The organism is Paenibacillus turpanensis, assembly GCF_011421635.1.
GTDB lineage: Bacteria > Bacillota > Bacilli > Paenibacillales > YIM-B00363 > Paenibacillus_AK > Paenibacillus_AK turpanensis.
The window spans coordinates 80,665-100,493 of the sequence record NZ_WTLI01000014.1 but is presented as its reverse complement, the minus strand read 5'-3'; the positions used below and the strand labels follow the sequence as shown (position 1 = coordinate 100,493).

The window sequence follows — 19,829 nt, the reverse complement described above, 5'->3', positions numbered from 1 at the left end:
ATCGCCGAGCTGCAGAAGAAGGCGCGCATTTCGCTCGTGTCGGCGACCAGCCTCGTCGAAGGCGGCGCGCACGACGTCATTCTGAAGGACAACAGCGGCTTATCCGGCGAATAGGACAGAGGCGACTGACATAAAAAAACGGCGCGAGCGTTCGCGCCGTTTTTTTATATGTGCGGCTTATCGCGCCTTCCGGCGACCTCTCCATGTCGGAAGGTCGATCTTAACCGAGTCCCCTCTCGGACCGGATTGAAGGGAGAAGGTGTGCTCGAACCACAACTGGTAGAGGTAGAGCAGTATTGCAATCGCCAGCATAAGCAGGAACACCTGCCACCGTTCGATGTTGACCAACGTGTAGAGCTTCCGCGCTTCGAGCCAAGGGCTGAAGACGAACATCTGGAAGGCGTCAAACCCAACGTTCACCAGGAGAAACAAGCCGAATCGGCGAAACGTCAGCTTGAAGATCCACAGGGTAAACACGAAGAAGGGACCGAAGACGAACCAGAGGTTGTTCACTCGATTCCAGGGCACCATGGAGCTTTCGAGCTCCCACCAACGTAACGTATAAGCTGTTTCAAAGACGATTGAGACGACCAAAGTCGAAAACAAGGCGACCGGCACGTATCGCCGAAAGGCTGCGCCGCCGATCCATAGGGCAGTGATCCAAGACAGGCCGAAGACGCCCATCATGATCAGTTGGTTTAACTCCATGGAAATCTACTCCATTCCATGCATCGTTCCCGATGCTTCATCACTTGTAGAGTTTCCATGTTTTCGCTTTTTATCTCCGAATTGATCTCGAAATTTGCTCGCGCTGCCACTCGCTGCAGCCGTCGGATGAATCGTGCGCGGGGGGGGGGAAGAAGCTCCGCAAATCCAGATTCGCGGTGCCCGTCGAAGCGAAGAAGCCGTCGATGATGATCGTCTTCGCATGAATGAAGCCCTTCTGATACCGAAATTTCGCTGATGCTGTCCCTGCCCCGGACAGCGACGGTCCGCGCGCTGACGCCATGCACCTTCTTGACGCTGCACCAGCACATGTTCCAGTCCATTCTGGATAAGGCGTGACCGCAGCTCCGGTGGAGGCTGGAGCAAACCTGCCGGGAACGATTGGTTTATTAAGAGACCTATAGACGTACATTATAGGTTGTATAATCAATAATGTTCGGAAAAACGCCCGATATCGTTTAAAAATCCATTGACAAGCGAGCTTTCTGTCCTTTATTCTATCTAAGGCAGTAAACTCGTATATCCTCAATAATATGGTTTGAGGGTTTCTACAAGGAGCCAAAGAATCCTAACTACGAGTATGAGTATGCGTCTATTTCGGCGTATCTACTTATACTCGGGGTTAGGTTTTTTTTATTGCTTGCGTTAAAAGCCGTTTTCAAGCGGCTTGGATAACAAAAATGGAGGAATGTGTGGATGGACAAATGGTTTCGTTTAAAAGAACGGGGTACCTCTGTCGGTACGGAGGTATTGGCGGGCGTCACGACGTTTTTTACGATGGTTTATATTGTTATTGTGAATCCGGGGATTCTTAGTCAGGCTGGAATGGACTTTAACGGCGTGTTTATTGCAACGATTGTGGCAAGCTTGGTCGGCACGTTAATTATGGCGCTGGCCTCGAACTACCCGATTGTAATCGCACCGGGGATGGGGCTCAATGCATATTTCGCCTTTAGCGTGGTCGCCGGCGGCGGTGTAAGCTGGCAGACGGCGCTTGGCGCAGTTTTTGTCGCCGGGATTATTTTTATTCTGCTCTCCCTAACCTCGTTCCGGTACATGCTGCTGGATGCGATTCCGACAAGCTTGAAGCATGCCATTACAGCAGGTATCGGACTTTTTATTACATTTATCGGGCTGCAAAACGCGAAAATCATTGTTGCTTCGCCTTCAACACTCCTGAAGCTTGGCACGTTAACAGAGCCGATGACGCTGCTGACCATTATCGGTCTCGTTATTTCGCTTATTCTCATGTCTTACCGGGTTAAGGGCTATTTGTTCGTTGGGATGATTATAACGGCGGTAATTGCCTGGTTTATGGGTCTTTTGCAGCTTCCGGAGAAGGTGGTTGCGCTGCCAACCGGACTTGCCGCAACGGCCATGCAGATGGACATTGCCGGAGTCTTCTCGCACGGCTTGTACGCCGTAATCTTCACCTTCCTGCTGATTACGCTGTTTGATACGACAGGCACAATGCTTGGCGTAGCCGAACAAGCAGGCCTGCTCAAGGATGGCAAGTTCCCGCGCTCGCGCGGCGCGCTGCTGGCGGATGCGGTCGGAACGAGTGCGGGAGCGATGCTCGGCACAAGCCCGACCTCGGCGTACATCGAATCAAGCGCAGGCGTTGCCGTTGGCGGCCGAACCGGGCTGACGGCGGTCACAGCCAGCGTGCTGCTGGCGCTGACGCTGTTCTTCTCGCCGATTGTCGGCGTACTGGCGTCGATTCCGGCGATTACCGCACCGTCGCTTATTATTGTCGGATTTTTAATGATCAGCGTGGTGCAAAAGATCGAGTGGAACGATTTCGAGGTCGTTTTCCCGGCATTTCTCATTATTGTCTTAATGCCGCTGACGTACAGCATTGCAACCGGAATCGGGGTAGGCTTCATTCTTTATCCGATCTTGAAGGCGATTCGCGGCAAGTGGCGCGAGGTACATCCGATCTTTTATTTGTTCGCGGTGCTTTTCTTTATCCAACTGGCCTTCTTCAGTCATTAAATCGTGATCTCCAATGAAACGAGCGTTCCGGATTTTACCGGGCGCTCGTTTCGCTTGAAACCGTGTTTGATGACCCCTACTTGCCCACCCAAAGTTGAAAAATGTACAAGTTCATCAGCGTCCATTCCCCCAACCTTGGATAGGAAACCGATGATTTGGTTTATCGTATAGGGTGTATGAGGTGAATGAAATGAATATTGAAATCGAAGAACCGACGTCAAGCATTTCATCGTACGCTGTGAACGTATGGCGGATTACAGGCGCGCTGGACCATGGCTCGGCCTTGGCGGTTATCGCCATCTTAGCAGGCTGTGCCGTGAAATTCCAATGGTACTCATGGATTTCCACAACCCTCTATATTCTTGGAGCGATCTTTCTGGTCTTACTCATCATTTCGGTCGCCTTTTTACCTGCGTACCGGCAGCGCTCCTGGCGTTTTCGTATTGATTCCCGCTACATCCAACTGAAGCATGGGACATGGGAAGTGCGGCACACGATCATTCCTATGGAAAAAGTAGAATACGTCAAAACCGAGCAGGGGCCAATCCTAAAACGATACGGATTGTATAACATCTGGGTTGGCACGACGACCAGTAAGCATGTCATTCCAGCGATTTCAGGGGAGGAAGCGTACCGGTTAAAGGGTCTCATTGCTGCCTATGCGAATGTGAAAGCAAACGATTCGAACGAAGAGGAAACGGTATGATGAAGCGATTTAAACGGTATCATCCGGCTTTCATCGCTGTTGAGCTCGTTTCTGCAATAAAGAGCTACGCGGGCTTTTATCTTCTCCTATTCATCCTAAAGGCGAAATCCGAGGCACATTGGGTTGTTTGGGGGCGGGGCCTCCTTCTTGTGGCCTCAACCTGGACAGTGATTTCGATCGTTCTTAAGTGGTATTCCACGCGTTATCACATCGACGGTGACACCCTCGTGGTGCGGGAAGGAACTTTCGTTAAGAAGCAGCGCACCGTTGCGTTATCCCGAATCGACAGTCACAAGTCGAACGCCACGTTCGTGCACCGTTGGTTTGGGCTCGTATCCCTTACGTTAGAGACGAGCGGAGAGAATGAGGCGTACAAATTCCCGGTAATTTCGGTAGAAGAGGAACGGAGAATCATCGCTCAATTGGAGCGCGGACCAGAAGAAGCGGTCGTCGAAACGCTGCCCGAACGTACGATTCATTTTCGATCAACAAAGAAGGATATCTTCAAAGCATCTTTTACGTCCCTAAGCTTTCTAGCAATTATCCCGCTGGTCAGCGCGCTCTATTCCAATCTGTCGGACTTCTTTCCGATCGACGATAAGGCACGGGAGGGGCTGAATTATCTGCTCTCCCATGGGTGGATGCTTGTCCTTCTCTCGGTCTTGGCTATTGTGCTGGCCGTAACGATCGGTTACATCAAAACTTCAGTCACCTATGGAAATTTCGTAATTGGTGATGACGAGGAGCGGATCTATATCGATCGCGGGGTCGGCCACTCCGCGAGCTACTCTCTTCCGAAGCATCGGGTTCAAGCGGTGACGGTGGAGCAATCCGTGCTGAAACGACTGCTTGGCATTGCTTCGGTGAAGCTTATTAGCGCAGGCTCCGGCGGGGATTCGAATAAAGAGGGGGGATCGTTATATCCGTTCATGCCGAAGCAGGAGGCGTACCGGGTGCTGCAAAACCTGCTTCCGAGCTATCCTATTGAAGAGCGAATGATGCGCTTCCCCCTGAAGGTGCTGTGGTTAAAGCTTCTTCTTCCTTATTATCTTACAGTAATAACGTTTATCGGCCTGTTCATATTCAAAAGGGAATGGTTGTGGATCACCGCTCCGGTATTCATTTTATCGGTTCTGGCTCGGGTATTGGATTATTGGTTAACGAGTTATGTGCGCCGAGGCGAGATTGTGCAGGTTCGAACAGGCGGACTATGGAACTACACCACGGTTACCCGGCGGAGCCGCATTCAGCAAATTACCGTGAAACAAACCTGGCTCCAGCGTAAATTCGGCGTAGCGACCCTCGTGATCGCGAATAAAAGCAAGACGCCGGTCGAGATCGAATTATTCGGCGTTTCCGATACGGAAGCGGCAGATTTTTATAAGTGGTACAAAAACAGCTCCGCCCCGCCAGCTTGACAAGGCAAATAAAATCGCGAGGTACGGCACCTTGCTTACCAACCCCCAACCCCCGAGTTTTTACTCGAGGGGTTTATTTTTTTGAATACACAGAGAGGAGAAATGGAAGAGTAACCTTATAAAACCATATGGGGGAGATTTCATGCAGCAAGGTAAAGTTGGAGTAGTGTTCTACGTCTCCGTAGCCGTAGCTTCCTTATTCGTATTATGGGGATTTTTGATGCCCGATCAACTGGCCGACGTCGCCGCCCAAGCTCTGGCCTTCATAACGAAAACCTTTGGCTGGTATTATCTCATTACGACTTTTCTGTTCCTCGTGTTTGCGCTTATTCTGGCCTTTAGCCGCTACGGCAAAATAAGACTGGGGCAGGATGATGATGAGCCCGAATATTCCTACTTTACATGGTTGGCGATGCTGTTTTCTGCAGGAATGGGCATCGGTCTGGTGTTTTGGGGGGTGGCCGAGCCGGTCTACCATTATTTATCTCCCCCGGAAGGGATTCAAGGCAGTACCCCTCAGGCCGCTCAGGCCGCGCTTCGGTATTCCTTCTTTCACTGGGGACTGCAGCCATGGGCGATATATACAGTAAGTGCATTAGGTCTGGCCTATGCAAATTTTCGCAAGGGACGCTCTAATCTAATCAGCGCCACGCTGTATCCGTTACTGGGCGATCGGGTCAATGGCGGATTAGGTAAAGCAATCGACAGCTTTGCCGTCATCGCGACGGTGTTTGGAGTCGCCACTTCTCTGGGCCTCGGGGCCATGCAAATTAACGGCGGCCTTCATTTTTTGGTTGGTGTGCCGCGGACGATTAGCAGCCAGCTGCTGATCGTGCTTGTCGTCACCGTGCTGTTTCTTATTTCTGCATCGACGGGTCTCGATAAAGGAATTAAGTATTTGAGTAATCTGAACTTAGGCTTCGCGTCGCTGCTGCTGCTTTTCGTCATCGTGATGGGACCGACCTTCTTTATCATCGAGGCTTTAACGACGACGATTGGATCCTATATAGGGAATCTGATTCCGATGAGCTTCCGGATGACCCCGTTTACGGAGCGTACATTCGTCGGCGCATGGACCATCTTCTATTGGGCATGGTGGATTTTATGGTCCCCGTTCGTAGGGAGCTTCATTGCTCGGGTGTCAAAAGGGCGGACCATCCGCGAATTCGTGACGGGCGTCTTGTTCGTTCCGACTTTTCTCAGCATGATTTGGTTTTCTGCGTTTGGCGGGACTGCCTTACAACATGAAATGTTCGTGGGGCGAAAAATTTCGGAAGCCGTAAACGAGGACATGACGTTAGCGCTGTTTGTGATGCTTCAGCAGCTTCCGTTAAGCTCCATTGTTATCATTCTGGCAACACTGCTGATTATTACGTTCTTTATTACGTCAGCGGATTCCGCCACCTTTGTCTTAGGAATGCTGACCTCTAACGGTTCCGATCATCCGAAGAAGTCCATCAAATTCATTTGGGGGATTCTCGTATCGGCGATTGCCTCGGTGCTTCTGCTAAGCGGGGGACTGAACGGCGTCCAGACGGCTTCCATCGTTATGGCGCTTCCTTTTTCCGTGATTATGATTTTAATGATCATCTCGATCAATAAAGCACTGAAGGAGGAGGTTAAGGAAATGGAGCGGAAGGAAAGAAGAAGGCTTCAGCGTATTGAAAAATGGATCGAGGAGGAGGGAGAGCTGCGACCTTAAATGTGGAGAGGAAAAAAAAGCAGCTTTATCCCAGTTGGAGGGCAAGGCTGCTTTGGATTTTAGATTTGCATTAGGTGAAAGCAGATACTCTGCCCTGGGGTGATTTGTTCAAGACGCCATTACAGCCCATGAACACATTTTCTCCAAGCCCGGGGTTCCGGGTGTTAATCCTAGTGAGAAGCAATCTTCTCGGCGTTAAAAAACCTCATTTATTTCCCACGACTCAACGATGCGATAAGCTGTGTTCGGGTTTACTCCTGCCCCCATTAAATAAGCAATGGCCGCCACTTCTCTAAAAGCATGCTGAACCGAGGTTACTTTGGCTTCTCTCAAGCCGTACTGAACAAAAGGCTCTACAGCCGACAGCACGTTTTGTTTTAGCTGGTAAGGTTGCTGATAAGGCTGCGGCGTGATTTGAACACCTTGATAAGTCGGCTGCATGTGGCTCCACTGTAATCCCCCAGGGTATGTTGAATACATTCAAATTCCTCCATTTTTTAAGTAAATCGAACTGAACACTTACACATTATGGGGAAAACGCCTAGAAGGTGTTAGGTGACTGCTTATTTATTTTTAAAAACTGGATATAGTCCAAAATAAAACCGGAAATTGTCTATGTTTCTTCCTCTATCCATTTTCTATAATTGGTGTTGAGAATCATTATCAATATAATATCGGATGGATGGGGGGAAGTGCAAGCAATGAAATGATAGGTGCTTGGCCTGGGCCTTATTTTGGCATGCCTTTATGTTTACATTCGAAGACAGGAGGATCAAGCGGAGGTACAGGTGATGCGCCTTTTATAAAATTTTATTCCGACAGGTTGGGGTAATGTAGCGATTGAATAGCCGACAACTTTTTTTTATTTCTTTTATTGAGAATGAAATTCATTATTATTTGTCGTTTTTTGCGAGAAAGGCAGGAAGCAGGTGAAGGGTCTGAATCGAAATAATCGGGTTGCACTGGTTACAGGGGCTGCTCGAGGCATCGGTAGAACGGTGGCCGTCGAACTGGCCAAGCAGGGGGCAGTGCTCGCTCTTGTGGACCGTGAGGAATCGGGGCTTCGCCAGGTTCAGGCGGAGCTTGCTGCGGCGGGACTTCGATGCGGGGCTTATGCGGTGGACGTCACTGACAGCTCCTCCGTGAATGCTGCCGTAGAACGAGTCGAGAACGAGCTCGGACCGATTTATGCGTTGGTCAATGCTGCGGGCGTGCTCCGTATGGGGGACATCGCGGCGTACCGTGATGAGGATTGGGCGGCAACCTTTGCGGTCAATACCATGGGCGTTTTTTACGTATCAAGGGCTGTCGTGGGACGAATGATCACCCGTGAAGAAGGCTCGATCGTCACGGTCAGCTCCAATGCTGCCGCTGTACCGCGCATGGGGATGGCCGCTTATGCTGCATCGAAGGCGGCGGCGACCCATTTTACCAAATGCTTAGGTCTTGAAGTGGCGCAGTACCGTATTCGCTGTAATGTCGTGTCGCCGGGCTCCACGGATACGGACATGCTTCGCTCCATGTGGACGAATGGAGGGGGACCGGAGCAGACGATTGCGGGCTCGCTGGAGGCGTATAAGACGGGTATTCCGCTGAGGCGGCTGGCAGAGCCGGACGATATTGCGGATGCGGTGCTGTTTCTGCTGTCCGACGCAGCAAAGCATATTACGATGCATGATTTACGGGTAGATGGAGGCGCAACGTTAGGCGTCTAAAAATAGAGCTGGAGGTTGGGAACATGGTGCAGCGTCAAGTAGTGCTTACTTCCTCGGATGAATCTTTGATTGATGGCTATCGGCCGGACGATTGTTTTTTTCTGTCTTCTCCTCAAGGGATGCTGCTTACGGAAGGTGAGCTTGTCGCGGTGGCAGCGTCAGAGGAGCCGGATAAGCTCGCCGCTTTATCGCGGGATGTGGCCAAAGCGTGGGATGACGCGAAGCGGAAAGGCGTGACCAACCCGATTGTGGTGGGTGCCGTGCCTTTTGATCCGGCGAAGCCGGCCAAGCTGGTCGTGCCGGTAAGTGTTCGCCGGGCGGAGCCGTCGACTTCTAGTGAGGAGCCGTCGAAGCGGGAATCGGCGGGCTCCGTTATTGATATCGCGGAGGTTCCGGCGCAGGAAGGATACATGAGCGGCGTAGCGGAGGCGGTCAGCCGTATTCAAGACGGCGAGTTCAGCAAAATTGTGCTTTCGCGGACACTGCAGCTGACCTCGGCGGCGGCCGTCGACCCCGCGGTGCTGCTGCGCAACCTGGCGCGCAGCAACCCTCGCGGATATACCTTTGCGGTTCCTTTGCCGCAAAGCACGCTGGTCGGCGCGAGTCCGGAGCTGCTTGTCTCGCGGAAAGGCCTTCAGGTCGTGGCGAATCCGCTGGCCGGCTCGGCGGCTCGCAGTGCGGACCCTGAGGAGGACCAGCGCCGCGCAGTGGCCCTGCTCGTCTCCGAAAAGGACCTGCATGAGCATGCCGTCGTCATTCAGGCGGTTGCCGAAGCACTTCGGCCCTTCTGCCGGACGCTTGATGTGCCGGATCGCCCGTCGCTGCTGCAAACACCGACGATGTGGCACTTATCCACAGAGATTAAGGGCGATTTGCTTGATCCGGCGACGACCTCCTTGGAGCTTGCTGCAGCACTGCATCCGACACCGGCCGTTTGCGGGACTCCGACGGACTTGGCAAGGCAGGCGATCCAGCAGATCGAGCCGTTTGACCGCGGCTTTTTTACTGGGATGGTCGGGTGGTGTGATGCGAGCGGGAATGGCGAGTGGATCGTCACGATCCGCTGTGCCGAGGTCAGCGGGCGGTTTCTGCGGCTGTTTGCCGGAGCGGGGATCGTCGGCGCATCGAAGCCGGAGGATGAGCTGAAGGAAACGTCGGCAAAATTCCGCACGATGCTGAACGCTATGGGGCTGGATCGCATTTAGGAGAAACGGCTGAAAAGCCATGGATAGAAAATAGAGAGAGCCCGCGACAGACTTTGAAGGGCGCGGGATGCTTCGGGATAGGCAGGAAGTGTGGGCACCGACGAAAGGTTTCGGAAAATACAACGAATCGAATCGAATCCAGGCCATGCCCAGGAAATCGTGGTGCATGGTAACTGGAAAAGTGAATGGGATGTACTGCAAGCAAGTACATATCAAGCCCTTTTGGGGCGGCTTATGGAACGAGTTTATAGGAGGGAAATTCATGCTGTCAGATTGTCCGGCTTGGCCGGCAGAGCTAGCAGACTATTACCGGCAGACCGGCTGCTGGGAGGGGATTACGTTTGGCGAGCTGCTGCGCGATCGCGCGGAGCGGTTCGGGGAGCGTACAGCCGTCGTCTCCGGTGACGAGCGGCTGACCTATAAGGAGCTCGATCAAAGAGCGGACCGTTTAGCGTATGGTTTTGCGGCGCTGGGAATTCGATCGAAGGATCGGGTCGTGGTCCAGCTGCCCAATCGTTCTGCCTTTATTGAAGTGGTCTTCGGATTGTTTCGGCTGGGAGCGAAACCGATTATGGCGCTTCCTTCGCATCGAAGCAGTGAAATCAAATATTTCAGCCAATTCGCAGAAGCTGCGGCTTATGTGATTCCCGATAAATTTGGCGGCTTCGATTACCGCAAGCTCGCAGCTGAAGTGCAGCAGGAGGTACCACAGCTGCGGCAAGTCATCGTAGCGGGGGTGCCCGAGGGCGGCCAGGTTGGCTTGGATGAGGTGTATGCGAAAGGGGCCGCAGCCGAACAAGCCGCGAAGCCTGGAGCAGGGGCTGGGGCGCTTGTTATCGCAGGGAAGCGGAGCGATGCCGCAGCTGGGGAAACCGCAGCGGCTCTAAGCGATATGAGCGTGGAGGTAACGGAAGCTGCGGAGGCCTCTAGCCCGGGGCAAGCCCTGCCGCTAGTGAGATCCAGCGACGTGGCGCTGTTCCAGCTGTCCGGTGGCAGCACCGGCCTGCCCAAGCTGATTCCGCGCACGCATGACGACTACATTTACAGCCTCAAGGCAAGCGTCGACGTGTGCGGGCTCGACGAAACCAGCGTATACCTGGCGGCGCTGCCGGTGGCGCATAATTTCCCGCTCAGCTCCCCGGGAGCGCTCGGGACGCTGTACGCCGGCGGCACCGTCGTGCTCAGCCCGGGGCCGAGCGCCGACGAAGCGTTCCCGCTCATCGAACGCGAGCGGGTAACGATTACGGCGCTTGTTCCGCCGCTGGCGTTGATGTGGCTGGAGGCGGTGGCGACGCGCACGGCGGACCTGTCCAGCCTGCAGGTGCTGCAGGTCGGCGGAGCCAAATTCAGCGCCGAAGCGGCTCGCCGCGTGAAGCCGGTGCTCGGCTGCCAGCTGCAGCAGGTGTTCGGCATGGCCGAAGGGCTCGTCAATTATACGCGGCTCGACGACCCGGAGGAGATCGTGATCCATACGCAGGGCCGGCCGATGTCGGCGTATGACGAGCTGCGGATCGTCGATGAGGACGACCGCGAGGTCGAGCCGGGTGAAACGGGGCAGCTGCTGACGCGAGGCCCGTATACGATTCGCGGCTACTACAAGGCGGAGGAGCACAACGCCAAGGCGTTTACGAGCGACGGCTTTTACCGCACGGGCGACGTCGTTCGCCTGACGCCGCAGGGATACATTATCGTGGAAGGCCGCGTGAAGGATCAAATCAATCGGGGCGGCGAAAAGGTAGCGGCCGAAGAAATCGAAAATCACCTGCTGGCGCATCCGGCCATCCATGATGCGGCTGTCGTCTCGATGCCCGATGATTTTCTCGGCGAGCGCACCTGCGCCTTCGTCATCGCCCGCGAGCCGAAGCCGTCAGCCGCCGAGCTGAGAGCCTTCCTGCGGGGACGCGGCGTCGCTGCATATAAAATTCCCGACCGTGTCGAATACGCGGAGGCGTTCCCGAAGACCGCGTTCGGCAAGGTCAGCAAAAAGGATTTGCGCAGAAAAATAACGGAGCTTTTAACTTTAGAGAGGAAGTGACTCGTCCATGGCGATTCCAAAAATTACCCCGTATCCAATGCCGAAAGCATCCGAGCTGCCAGCAAATAAAGTAAATTGGACACCCGATCCGAAGCGTGCAGCTCTTTTAATACATGACATGCAAAACTACTTTTTGGCGGCATTCACGCCGGATGCATCACCCTTAAACGAATTAATTGTACATATCCAAGCGCTTAAGCAGCGCTGCGACGAGCTGGGCATCCCCGTCATTTACTCGGCGCAGCCGGGTGCGCAGACACTGGAGCAGCGTGGACTGCTTCAGGACTTCTGGGGCAACGGCATCCCTGGCGGGGAGGAGCCGAAGGCCATCGTGCAGGCGCTCGAGCCGTCGGAGAAGAACATTTTGCTCACCAAATGGCGTTACAGCGCTTTTCAAAAAACGAACCTGCATGACCTTCTGATTGAACAAGGCCGCGATCAGCTGATGGTGTGCGGGGTGTACGCGCATATCGGCTGCTTATTGAGCGCATCCGAGGCGTTTATGAAGGATATCGAGCCGTTTTTCATCGCGGATGCCTTGGCCGATTTCTCTGAGGACTACCATCTAATGGCGCTGAAATATGCGGCGGAGCGCTGTGCCGTCGTGACAACGACATCGCAGGTGCTGGAAGCGCTCGGGAATGCTGCGGTGCAGGCGGGAGCGGTGGCTTCGGAGGCAGGGGCGTTTTCGGAGCCGGAAATTCGCCGGCAGGTTGCCGAGCTGCTCGGAGTGGAGAGCAAGGTCATCGCCGACGAGGATAACTTGATGGATTTGGGATTAGATTCGGTGCGGATGATGAGTCTAGTGGAAAAATGGCGCCGCGAAGGCGCGGAGGTTACTTTCGTGGAGCTTGCGGAAGAGCCGACATTATCCCGCTGGTGGAAGCTGTTATCGGGGCAGGCGCAGTTGGTACTGCCGAACGCAGATTATTTGAGGTAGAAAGGGGGGCGTCATATGGCAACGGCTCAAGCGGTACGCTGGCGGTTGTCCGGCGCGCAGGCCGGAATATGGTTTGCGCAGCAGCTGGACCCCGGCAATCCGATTTTTAATGCGGCGGAATATATCGAAATCGACGGGCCTCTTGATGCTGTCCGGTTCGAGCAGGCGCTGCGCCAGACGATCCAAGAGACGGAGGCGCTGCGCATACGTTTTGGCGAGGATGCGGAGGGTCCGTGGCAGACGGTGGAGGAGGAAGCGCCGGAGTGGACGCTGCATCGGATCGATGTGAGCTCGGAAGCCGACCCGCTGGAGGCGGCCCAGGCGTGGATGCGCCGCGATATGGCGAAGCCGGTTGACCTTACGCGCGATCCGCTCTTCACCGAGGCGCTGCTTCAGGTGACGCCAAGCCGGTACCTGTGGTACCAGCGCATTCATCATGCGGTGATGGATGGGTTTGGTTTTGCCCTGATCGCACAGCGGGTGGCTAAAATTTATACAGCCCTTGTGGATAACCGTGCTCTGGAAAAAGGCGGCTTCGGCTCCTTGGAGCGTGTCCTGCAGGAGGATGAGGCATACCGGGCTTCGGAGAAATATGAGCAGGACCGCCGCTTTTGGCTGGATCGGTTTGAGGATCGGCCCGAGGTGGTGAGCTTGGCGGAGCGTGCTCCCCGCACTTCGGAAACATTTATCCGCCGCAGCGGGCATTTACTGCCGCAGGCGGCTCCCCGGCTGGAGGAGCTGGCGAAGAGCGCAGCGGGCAGCTGGCATGACGCGGTAATTGCCGCCATCGCGATTTATTTGCACCGTATCACAGGCTCGCAGGACATTGTGCTCGGGCTTCCGATGATGGGCCGGATGGGCTCGGCCGCGATTAATGTCCCCGGCATGGTGATGAACATTGTGCCGCTGCGCCTTACGGTGCGGGCGGATATGACGGTAGCGGAGCTGATCGGGCATATTGCCGGCGAAGTTCGAGAGGCAAAGCGGCGCCAGAAATACCGGCATGAAGAAATGCGGCGCGATTTGAAGCTGCTCGGGGATAACCAGCGCTTGTTCGGGCCGATGGTGAACATCATGCCTTTTGACTATGGCCTTACGTTTGCCGGTTACCGCGGGGTTTCCCATAATTTATCCGCCGGCCCGGTGGACGATTTGTCCATTAACGTACATGATCGACAGGATGGAAAGGGGATTCGAATTGATGTCGACGCGAATCCGGAGGCATACAGCGGGGAGGTAACTGCGGCGCATCAAAGCCGTTTGCTTCGCCTGCTCGATTCGCTCTCCGGCGCAGCGCCTTCGGCTTATGTTAGTGAATTGGAGCTAATCTTGCCTGAAGAACGCGAGCTGGTGCTGACGGGGTGGAACGATACGCGTCGAACGCTTCCGAACGTTACGGTTCCGCGTTTGTTCGAGGCGCAGGCCGCCCGGACGCCGAATGCTCCTGCAGTGCTGTGGCAGGATCAGACCTTCAGCTATGCAAAGCTGAACAAGCGCGCGAATCAGCTGGCTCACCTGCTGCAGAAGCAGGGAGTTGGGCCGGAGAGCCTCGTTGCTCTCGCCCTGCCGCGTTCACCGGAGCTGATCGTCGGCATGCTGGCCGTCTTAAAATGCGGCGCGGCCTATGTGCCGCTTGATCTTGACTATCCGGCGGATCGCATCGCATACATGATCGAGGATGCAAAGCCGGTGTGTGTGCTTACGGCAGCCCGTTTATCGGCACGGCTTTCCGAAGTGCTCAGCCTGCTGCCAGCTGGCGATGCGGTTCCGCCGCAGTGGGCGGTCGATGCGCCGGACACCGTGGATGCCTTGGCGGCTTCGCCGCAAAACAATCTTCGGGTGAGCGAAGCCGAAGCGGGAAGGGCAATGAACCGCTCGGAACTGCTGCGCCCAGCTTACGTGATCTACACCTCGGGATCAACCGGGAAGCCGAAGGGCGTCGTCGTTGCCATGGAAGGGCTGGTTAACTTCCTTTTCTCCATGCAGGAACGGTTTGCTCTTGGGGAAAAGGACCGGCTGCTTGCCGTGACGACCGTAGCCTTCGATATTTCCATGCTGGAAATGTTCCTGCCGCTGCTCAGCGGAGCAAGTGTTGTCGTCGCCGCGAAAGAAGAGGTGCAGGACCCTCCGGCGCTCGCTGGCCTTCTGTCCAGACATAAGATTACGGCGATGCAGGCAACGCCCGCTTTATGGCATAGCTTACTTACAAACCAGCCGGACAGTCTCGATGGGCTGCGTGTCATGGTCGGCGGCGAGGCGCTTCCGGGACATTTGCTGCGGGCGCTGCAGGGGCGCCGCTGCGAGGTGACCAATCTATACGGCCCAACGGAAACGACCATTTGGTCGACGGCCGTGACGCTGCCGCGTATGGAGCAGGGTACGCCGCCGATTGGCAAACCGATATGGAATACCCAGATTTATATTTTGGATTCCGGGCTGCAGCCGGTTCCTGCCGGGGTTCCGGGCGACTTGTATATCGCCGGAACCGGTCTCGCGCGCGGGTATAACGGAAGGCCGGATTTGACGGCGGAACGTTTTGTCGCCGATCCGTACGGGCCGCCGGGCGCCCGCATGTACCGGACGGGCGATGTGGCGCGCTGGCTTGCGGACGGCTCGATCGATTATATCGGCCGGGCGGATTTTCAGGTCAAAGTGCGCGGCTTCCGCATTGAGCTTGGTGAAATTGAAACAGTGCTCGTATCGCATCCCGATGTGGTCAAAGCGGCTGTCATTGTGCGCGAGGATGAGCCGGGTGATAAGCGGCTGGTCGCCTATGTGACCTTGACGGAGGCCGCTGCGGAGCGGCTGAATCCGCTCGAGCTGCGCGATGCCGTACGCGCAGAGCTTCCGGAGTACATGGTGCCGTCGGCCGTTGTGCTGATGCCGGAGCTGCCGCTCACGCCGAACGGCAAGCTGGACCGCAAGGCGCTGCCTGCGCCGGGTCCGTCCTTGGCCGGAACAGGGCGAGATCCGCGTACGCCGCAGGAGGAAATGATTTGCTCTCTGTTTGCGGAGGTGCTGTCCCTACCCCATGTAAGCATCGACGACAGCTTCTTTGATCTCGGCGGGCATTCCCTGCTGGCGGCTCGTCTGATGAGCCGGATTCGTGACGTGCTTGGCGTTGAGCTTGGAATCGGACAGCTGTTCGAGGCGCCGACCGTCGCCGCGCTGGCCGGCAGGCTGGATCAGGCGAAGGCGGCTCGGCCGCCGCTGCGACCTGTGGAACGGCCGGAGCAACTGCCGCTGTCCCTAACTCAGCGGCGCTTATGGTTCCTGCATATGCTGGAGGGCCCGAGCCCGACCTACAATATTCCGCTGGTGATCCGAATGAGCGGGCCGCTGCAATTGGAAGCTCTGCAGGCCGCGCTTCGTGATGTGGTGCAGCGCCATGAGGTGCTGCGCACGGTGTTCCCGGCTGTTGGCGGTACGGCGCGGCAGGTGGTTTTGGATATCAGCGAGGCGGAGCCGAGCCTAAGCGTCACGCAAGTAAGCGAAGCGGAGCTGGAGGAGCGGCTGGCGCAGGCGGTGCGCTACACCTTCGACTTGGCGAAGGAGCCGGCGTTCCGCGCCGAGCTGTTCGCCGCCGGGCCGAACGAGCATGCGCTGCTGCTGCTTTTGCACCATATCGTCGGCGACGGCTGGTCCTTGAATCCGCTGAGCCGCGACCTTGCCGCAGCGTATACGGCGCGCAGCCGGGAGGAGGCGCCGCAGTGGCAGCCGCTTCCGGTGCAGTACGCGGATTACGCGCTGTGGCAGCAGGAGCTGCTTGGGGGCGAGAGCGACCCGGACAGCTTGTATGCGCAGCAGCTCGCTTACTGGCGCAAGGCGCTGGACGGCGTGCCGGAGCAGCTGGAGCTGCCCGTTGACGCAGGGCTTTCCTCCGCGCACAGGACCGCCGACCAGGGAGAGGTTGCCGCGGCTGAGGCGGATCACCCGAATGAGGGCTGTACGCTGGATGTTACCATTTCCGCTGAGCTGCATCAGCAGCTGGCACTTCTGGCAAAGGAATGCAATGCCAGCCTGTTCATGGTCGTTCAGTCTGCGCTGGCGGCATTGCTGTCCCGGCTCGGGGCAGGCCAAGATATTCCGATCGGCTGCCCGATTGCTGGACGCAATGACGATGCGATGGACCCGCTCGTCGGCTTCTTCGTCAATACGCTCGTGCTGCGCACGGACACCTCGGGCGACCCGAGCTTCCGGGAGCTGCTGGAGCGGACGCGGCGAGTGAACCTGGATGCGTATGAGCATCAGGATATTCCGTTTGATCGGCTTGTCGAGGTGCTGAACCCGGCGCGGGCCAAAGGCAGAAACCCGCTGTTCCAGGTGATGCTGGCCTATCAGAGCACCCCGGATGCCGAAATGAGCATGCCGGGACTTCAAACGAGCGCGAAGCTGTACAACGTCGGCTCGGCCAAATTTGATCTGACGCTGGAGCTCAGTGAGCAGCGGGCTGCAGACGGCTCGCCGCAAGGGCTGCACGGCTGGTTTGAATACCGGACCGATTTGTTTAAAAAGAGTACCGTGAAACGGATGGCTGCACGCTTCCTAAAGCTGCTGGAGGCGGTTGTGCAGGAGCCGGAACGCTCTATCGGACGACTTGATCTGCTGCTTCCGGAGGAGTGGCAGCGAGTTGAACGGGAATGGAAACGTGCTGGCTCGCCCTCGGCTTCTGCCCTCGAAGCTGCTGCTGCATCCGCGGAGATAGCGAACCCCACTCTGGGAGCCCTTGTTCAAGCGGCGCATGGCGGCCATAATTTAGCGTCACTTTTCGAACAGATGGCGGAGACGTACGCGCAGTCAACGGCTGTAACGTATGAGAATGAGGCTCTCAGCTATGCCGAGCTGAATGAAAAAGCAAACCGGCTCGCGCATCTGCTAATTGCCCAAGGAGCGGGGCCGGAGAAGGTCGTTGCGCTGGCGATGCCGCGCTCGCTAGACATGGTCGTGGCGCTGCTGGCCGTGCTGAAGGCAGGGGCGATTTATTTGCCGCTCGATCCTTCGTATCCGGCTGACCGCATCGCGTACATGCTGGAGGACGCGGACCCGCTTTGCGTCATCACTAGCAGCGAAGCGGCCTCGGTGATTCCGCAGGAAAGCCGCAAGCCGGCCGTCGTTCTCGACGACAAGGATACGCAGAAGGCGCTGGAATATAGTCCATCGGCCAATCCGAGCGATTCCGATCGGACTGAGCCTTTAAAGCCGTCCCACCCGGCGTACATCATCTATACCTCCGGCTCGACCGGAAAGCCGAAGGGCGTTGTTATCCCGCATCACAACGTGATCCGGCTGTTTACGGAAACGGACCACTGGTATCATTTTGGCGAAAAGGATGCTTGGACGCTGTTCCACTCCTACGCTTTTGATTTCTCGGTGTGGGAAATTTGGGGGGCGCTGCTGTATGGAGGCCGCTTAGTCGTCGTTCCGCATACGGTAAGCCGTTCGCCGGATGAATTCCTGCGCCTGCTGGCAAGGGAAAAGGTGACGGTTCTGAATCAGACGCCGTCCGCGTTTTATCAGCTGATGCAGGCCGATCGGGAGAATCCGCAGGTCGGAAGCCAGCTTGCGCTGCGTTATATCATTTACGGCGGCGAGGCTTTGGAGCTGGGCCGTCTTGAGGATTGGTATACGCGGCATGCCGACGATGCGCCGCGGCTGGTCAACATGTACGGGATTACGGAGACGACCGTCCATGTCAGCTACATGGCGCTGGATCGCAGCCATGCCGAGGCCGGAAACAGCAGCTTAATCGGCGGCAGCATCCCGGACCTGCGCATCTATGTGCTCGATGAGTACCTGCAGCCGGTTCCGACCGGAGTCGTCGGTGAAATGCACGTATCCGGCGAAGGCTTGGCGCGCGGCTATTGGAACCGCCCAAGCTTGACCGCCGAGCGGTTTGTCGCCGATCCGTACGGCCCGCCGGGCAGCCGGATGTACCGTACCGGCGACTTGGCAAGGCTGCTGGCGGACGGCTCGCTCGATTATATCGGACGCGCCGACCACCAGGTAAAGATTCGCGGCTTCCGCATTGAGCTCGGCGAGATTGAAGCCGCGCTCGCGAAGCATCCCGGCGTTGCGCAGGCGGCGGTGATCGTCCGCGAGGATCAGCCGGGTGACAAGCGGCTGACGGCGTACATCGTGCCAGAGCAGGGGGCCGCGCCGGAGGGCGCCGAGCTGAAGCGGTTCGCCGGCGCGTCGCTGCCGGACTACATGGTTCCATCTGCAATCGTGCAGATGGAGGTGCTGCCGCTCACGCCGAACGGCAAGCTGGACCGCAAGGCGCTGCCGGCGCCCGACCTGTCGGCGGAGCTGTCCGGCCGCGCGCCGCGTACCCCGCAGGAGGAGCTGCTTTGCGGGCTCTTCGCCGAAGTGCTGGGGCTGCCGCGCGTCGGCATCGACGACGGCTTCTTCGATCTCGGCGGACACTCGCTGCTCGCGGTGCAGCTGATCAACCGGATGCGCGAGGCGCTTGGCGTCGACCCGGGCATCGGCATCCTGTTCGAGGCGCAGACCGTAGCTGCGCTTGCCGAACGCCTCGAAATGGGCACGAGCCAAGCCGCCCTCGATGTGCTGCTGCCGCTGCGCACAAAAGGCGAGCGGACGCCGCTGTTCTGCGTCCATCCGGCCGGCGGCCTGAGCTGGTGCTACGCCGGGCTGATGAAGCAGCTCGGTCCGGAGTACCCGCTGTACGGCATCCAGGCGCGCGGCATCGCAAGGGAAGAGACGCTGCCGCAGACGCTGGACCAGATGGCCGCCGATTACGTGCGGCATATCCGTACCGTCCAGCCGAAGGGGCCGTACTATTTGCTCGGCTGGTCGCTCGGCGGCAATGTCATCCAGGCGATGGCCAGTCTGCTTGAGCAGCAGGGTGACGAGGTGCCGCTCATCGTGATGCTGGACGCGTACCCGGGGCAATTCCTGCCGATCAGTAAGTCGCCGGATGAGGAGGAGGCGCTGAATGCGCTGCTCGCGCTTGGCGGGTACGACCCGGACAGCTTGGGCGATCAGGGCGATCAACCGATTGATATGCAGCGCGTCATCCAAATTTTGCGCAGCGACGGCAGTGCACTCGCCAGCTTGGATGAGGAGACGATTGTGAAGCTCCGCAATACGTATGTGAACTCGGTTCGGCTCCTATGCGAATATGTACCGGTGCCTTCACGCGGCGACGTGTTATTTTTCCGCTCGACCTTGATTCCGGACTGGTTTGGTCCGATTTATCCGGAGGCGTGGAATCCCTATGTGCAAGGGGACATTTTACAGTATGACATTGAATGTAAGCATAAGGACTTATGTCAGCCGGGGCCGCTGGCGGAGATTGGGCAGGTGCTTGCGCGGAAGCTAGAAGAGCTGCATACCAAGGGCGAATTGAGCAGGGGAGGAAACTAGG

General features: G+C 56.8%; 12 protein-coding genes, 1 pseudogene and 1 riboswitch. Of the genes and pseudogenes, 10 read left to right on the top strand and 3 right to left on the bottom strand.

What is annotated here, in order from left to right:
• Positions 1 to 114 (top strand): annotated as a pseudogene (locus GQS10_RS23210) (hypothetical protein); the annotation flags it as partial.
• A 63-nt stretch (positions 115 to 177) separates the two neighbouring features.
• Here the strand turns inward: GQS10_RS23210 and GQS10_RS14390 are convergent.
• Entirely contained in the window at positions 178 to 708 is a 531-nt protein-coding gene (locus GQS10_RS14390; RefSeq protein ID WP_166243349.1) for a hypothetical protein, read from the bottom strand.
• A gap of 70 nt (positions 709 to 778) precedes the next feature.
• Entirely contained in the window at positions 779 to 1,138 is a 360-nt protein-coding gene (locus GQS10_RS14385) for a hypothetical protein (protein WP_166243202.1), read from the bottom strand.
• Positions 1,139 to 1,221: 83 nt separating this feature from the next.
• A riboswitch (purine riboswitch) is annotated at positions 1,222 to 1,321 on the top strand.
• Positions 1,322 to 1,422: 101 nt separating this feature from the next.
• On the opposite strand from GQS10_RS14385, the gene GQS10_RS14380 reads away from it, so the two are divergent.
• The 4 genes from GQS10_RS14380 to GQS10_RS14365 all read left to right on the top strand — a co-directional run bounded on the left by GQS10_RS14380 (position 1,423) and on the right by GQS10_RS14365 (position 6,547).
• Positions 1,423 to 2,721, top strand: coding sequence for an NCS2 family permease (locus GQS10_RS14380; protein WP_166243347.1), 1,299 nt, complete (start codon positions 1,423 to 1,425; stop codon positions 2,719 to 2,721).
• Between the two features lie 190 nt (positions 2,722 to 2,911).
• Complete coding sequence (locus GQS10_RS14375; protein ID WP_166243345.1) at positions 2,912 to 3,427, top strand: PH domain-containing protein; 516 nt, start codon at positions 2,912 to 2,914, stop codon at positions 3,425 to 3,427.
• A complete protein-coding gene (locus tag GQS10_RS14370; RefSeq protein ID WP_166243343.1) occupies positions 3,424 to 4,845 on the top strand; it encodes a PH domain-containing protein in 1,422 nt (473 codons plus the stop codon). The genes GQS10_RS14375 and GQS10_RS14370 overlap by 4 nt, the downstream gene beginning before the upstream one ends.
• 142 nt (positions 4,846 to 4,987) lie before the next feature.
• Positions 4,988 to 6,547: a glycine betaine uptake BCCT transporter gene (locus GQS10_RS14365; protein WP_166243341.1), complete on the top strand. Its 1,560-nt coding sequence runs from the start codon at positions 4,988 to 4,990 to the stop codon at positions 6,545 to 6,547.
• A gap of 195 nt (positions 6,548 to 6,742) precedes the next feature.
• Here GQS10_RS14365 and GQS10_RS14360 read toward each other — a convergent pair whose 3' ends face one another.
• Positions 6,743 to 7,027 carry a hypothetical protein gene (locus GQS10_RS14360; protein ID WP_243735174.1) on the bottom strand — a complete coding sequence of 95 codons (285 nt, stop codon included), beginning with the start codon at positions 7,025 to 7,027 and terminating at the stop codon, positions 6,743 to 6,745.
• 449 nt (positions 7,028 to 7,476) lie between these two features.
• Here GQS10_RS14360 and GQS10_RS14355 point away from each other — a divergent pair, with 449 nt between their 5' ends.
• The 5 genes from GQS10_RS14355 to GQS10_RS14335 all read left to right on the top strand — a co-directional run bounded on the left by GQS10_RS14355 (position 7,477) and on the right by GQS10_RS14335 (position 19,828).
• The gene (locus GQS10_RS14355; RefSeq protein ID WP_341805073.1) at positions 7,477 to 8,262 is read left to right on the top strand and encodes a 2,3-dihydro-2,3-dihydroxybenzoate dehydrogenase; all 786 of its coding nucleotides are present in this window, start codon (positions 7,477 to 7,479) and stop codon (positions 8,260 to 8,262) included.
• 23 nt (positions 8,263 to 8,285) lie between these two features.
• Complete coding sequence (gene dhbC, locus GQS10_RS14350; RefSeq protein ID WP_166243339.1) at positions 8,286 to 9,467, top strand: isochorismate synthase DhbC; 1,182 nt, start codon at positions 8,286 to 8,288, stop codon at positions 9,465 to 9,467.
• 262 nt (positions 9,468 to 9,729) lie between these two features.
• Positions 9,730 to 11,502, top strand: a complete 1,773-nt coding sequence (locus GQS10_RS14345; RefSeq protein WP_166243337.1) for a (2,3-dihydroxybenzoyl)adenylate synthase — start codon at positions 9,730 to 9,732, stop codon at positions 11,500 to 11,502.
• Positions 11,503 to 11,509: 7 nt separating this feature from the next.
• Positions 11,510 to 12,442 carry an isochorismatase family protein gene (locus GQS10_RS14340; RefSeq protein ID WP_166243335.1) on the top strand — a complete coding sequence of 311 codons (933 nt, stop codon included), beginning with the start codon at positions 11,510 to 11,512 and terminating at the stop codon, positions 12,440 to 12,442.
• Between the two features lie 15 nt (positions 12,443 to 12,457).
• Positions 12,458 to 19,828: an amino acid adenylation domain-containing protein gene (locus GQS10_RS14335; protein WP_166243333.1), complete on the top strand. Its 7,371-nt coding sequence runs from the start codon at positions 12,458 to 12,460 to the stop codon at positions 19,826 to 19,828.
• Position 19,829: the final 1 nt, after the last annotated feature.

Bases quoted from the DNA above. Each gene is read 5' to 3' on its own strand.
- GQS10_RS14390 (WP_166243349.1), bottom strand. From the start codon at position 708: ATGGAGTTAAACCAACTGATCATGATGGGCGTCTTCGGCCTGTCTTGG.
- GQS10_RS14385 (WP_166243202.1), bottom strand. From the start codon at position 1,138: ATGTACGTCTATAGGTCTCTTAATAAACCAATCGTTCCCGGCAGGTTT.
- GQS10_RS14380 (WP_166243347.1), top strand. From the start codon at position 1,423: ATGGACAAATGGTTTCGTTTAAAAGAACGGGGTACCTCTGTCGGTACG.
- GQS10_RS14375 (WP_166243345.1), top strand. From the start codon at position 2,912: ATGAATATTGAAATCGAAGAACCGACGTCAAGCATTTCATCGTACGCT.
- GQS10_RS14370 (WP_166243343.1), top strand. From the start codon at position 3,424: ATGATGAAGCGATTTAAACGGTATCATCCGGCTTTCATCGCTGTTGAG.
- GQS10_RS14365 (WP_166243341.1), top strand. From the start codon at position 4,988: ATGCAGCAAGGTAAAGTTGGAGTAGTGTTCTACGTCTCCGTAGCCGTA.
- GQS10_RS14360 (WP_243735174.1), bottom strand. From the start codon at position 7,027: ATGTATTCAACATACCCTGGGGGATTACAGTGGAGCCACATGCAGCCG.
- dhbC (WP_166243339.1), top strand. From the start codon at position 8,286: ATGGTGCAGCGTCAAGTAGTGCTTACTTCCTCGGATGAATCTTTGATT.
- GQS10_RS14345 (WP_166243337.1), top strand. From the start codon at position 9,730: ATGCTGTCAGATTGTCCGGCTTGGCCGGCAGAGCTAGCAGACTATTAC.
- GQS10_RS14340 (WP_166243335.1), top strand. From the start codon at position 11,510: ATGGCGATTCCAAAAATTACCCCGTATCCAATGCCGAAAGCATCCGAG.
- GQS10_RS14335 (WP_166243333.1), top strand. From the start codon at position 12,458: ATGGCAACGGCTCAAGCGGTACGCTGGCGGTTGTCCGGCGCGCAGGCC.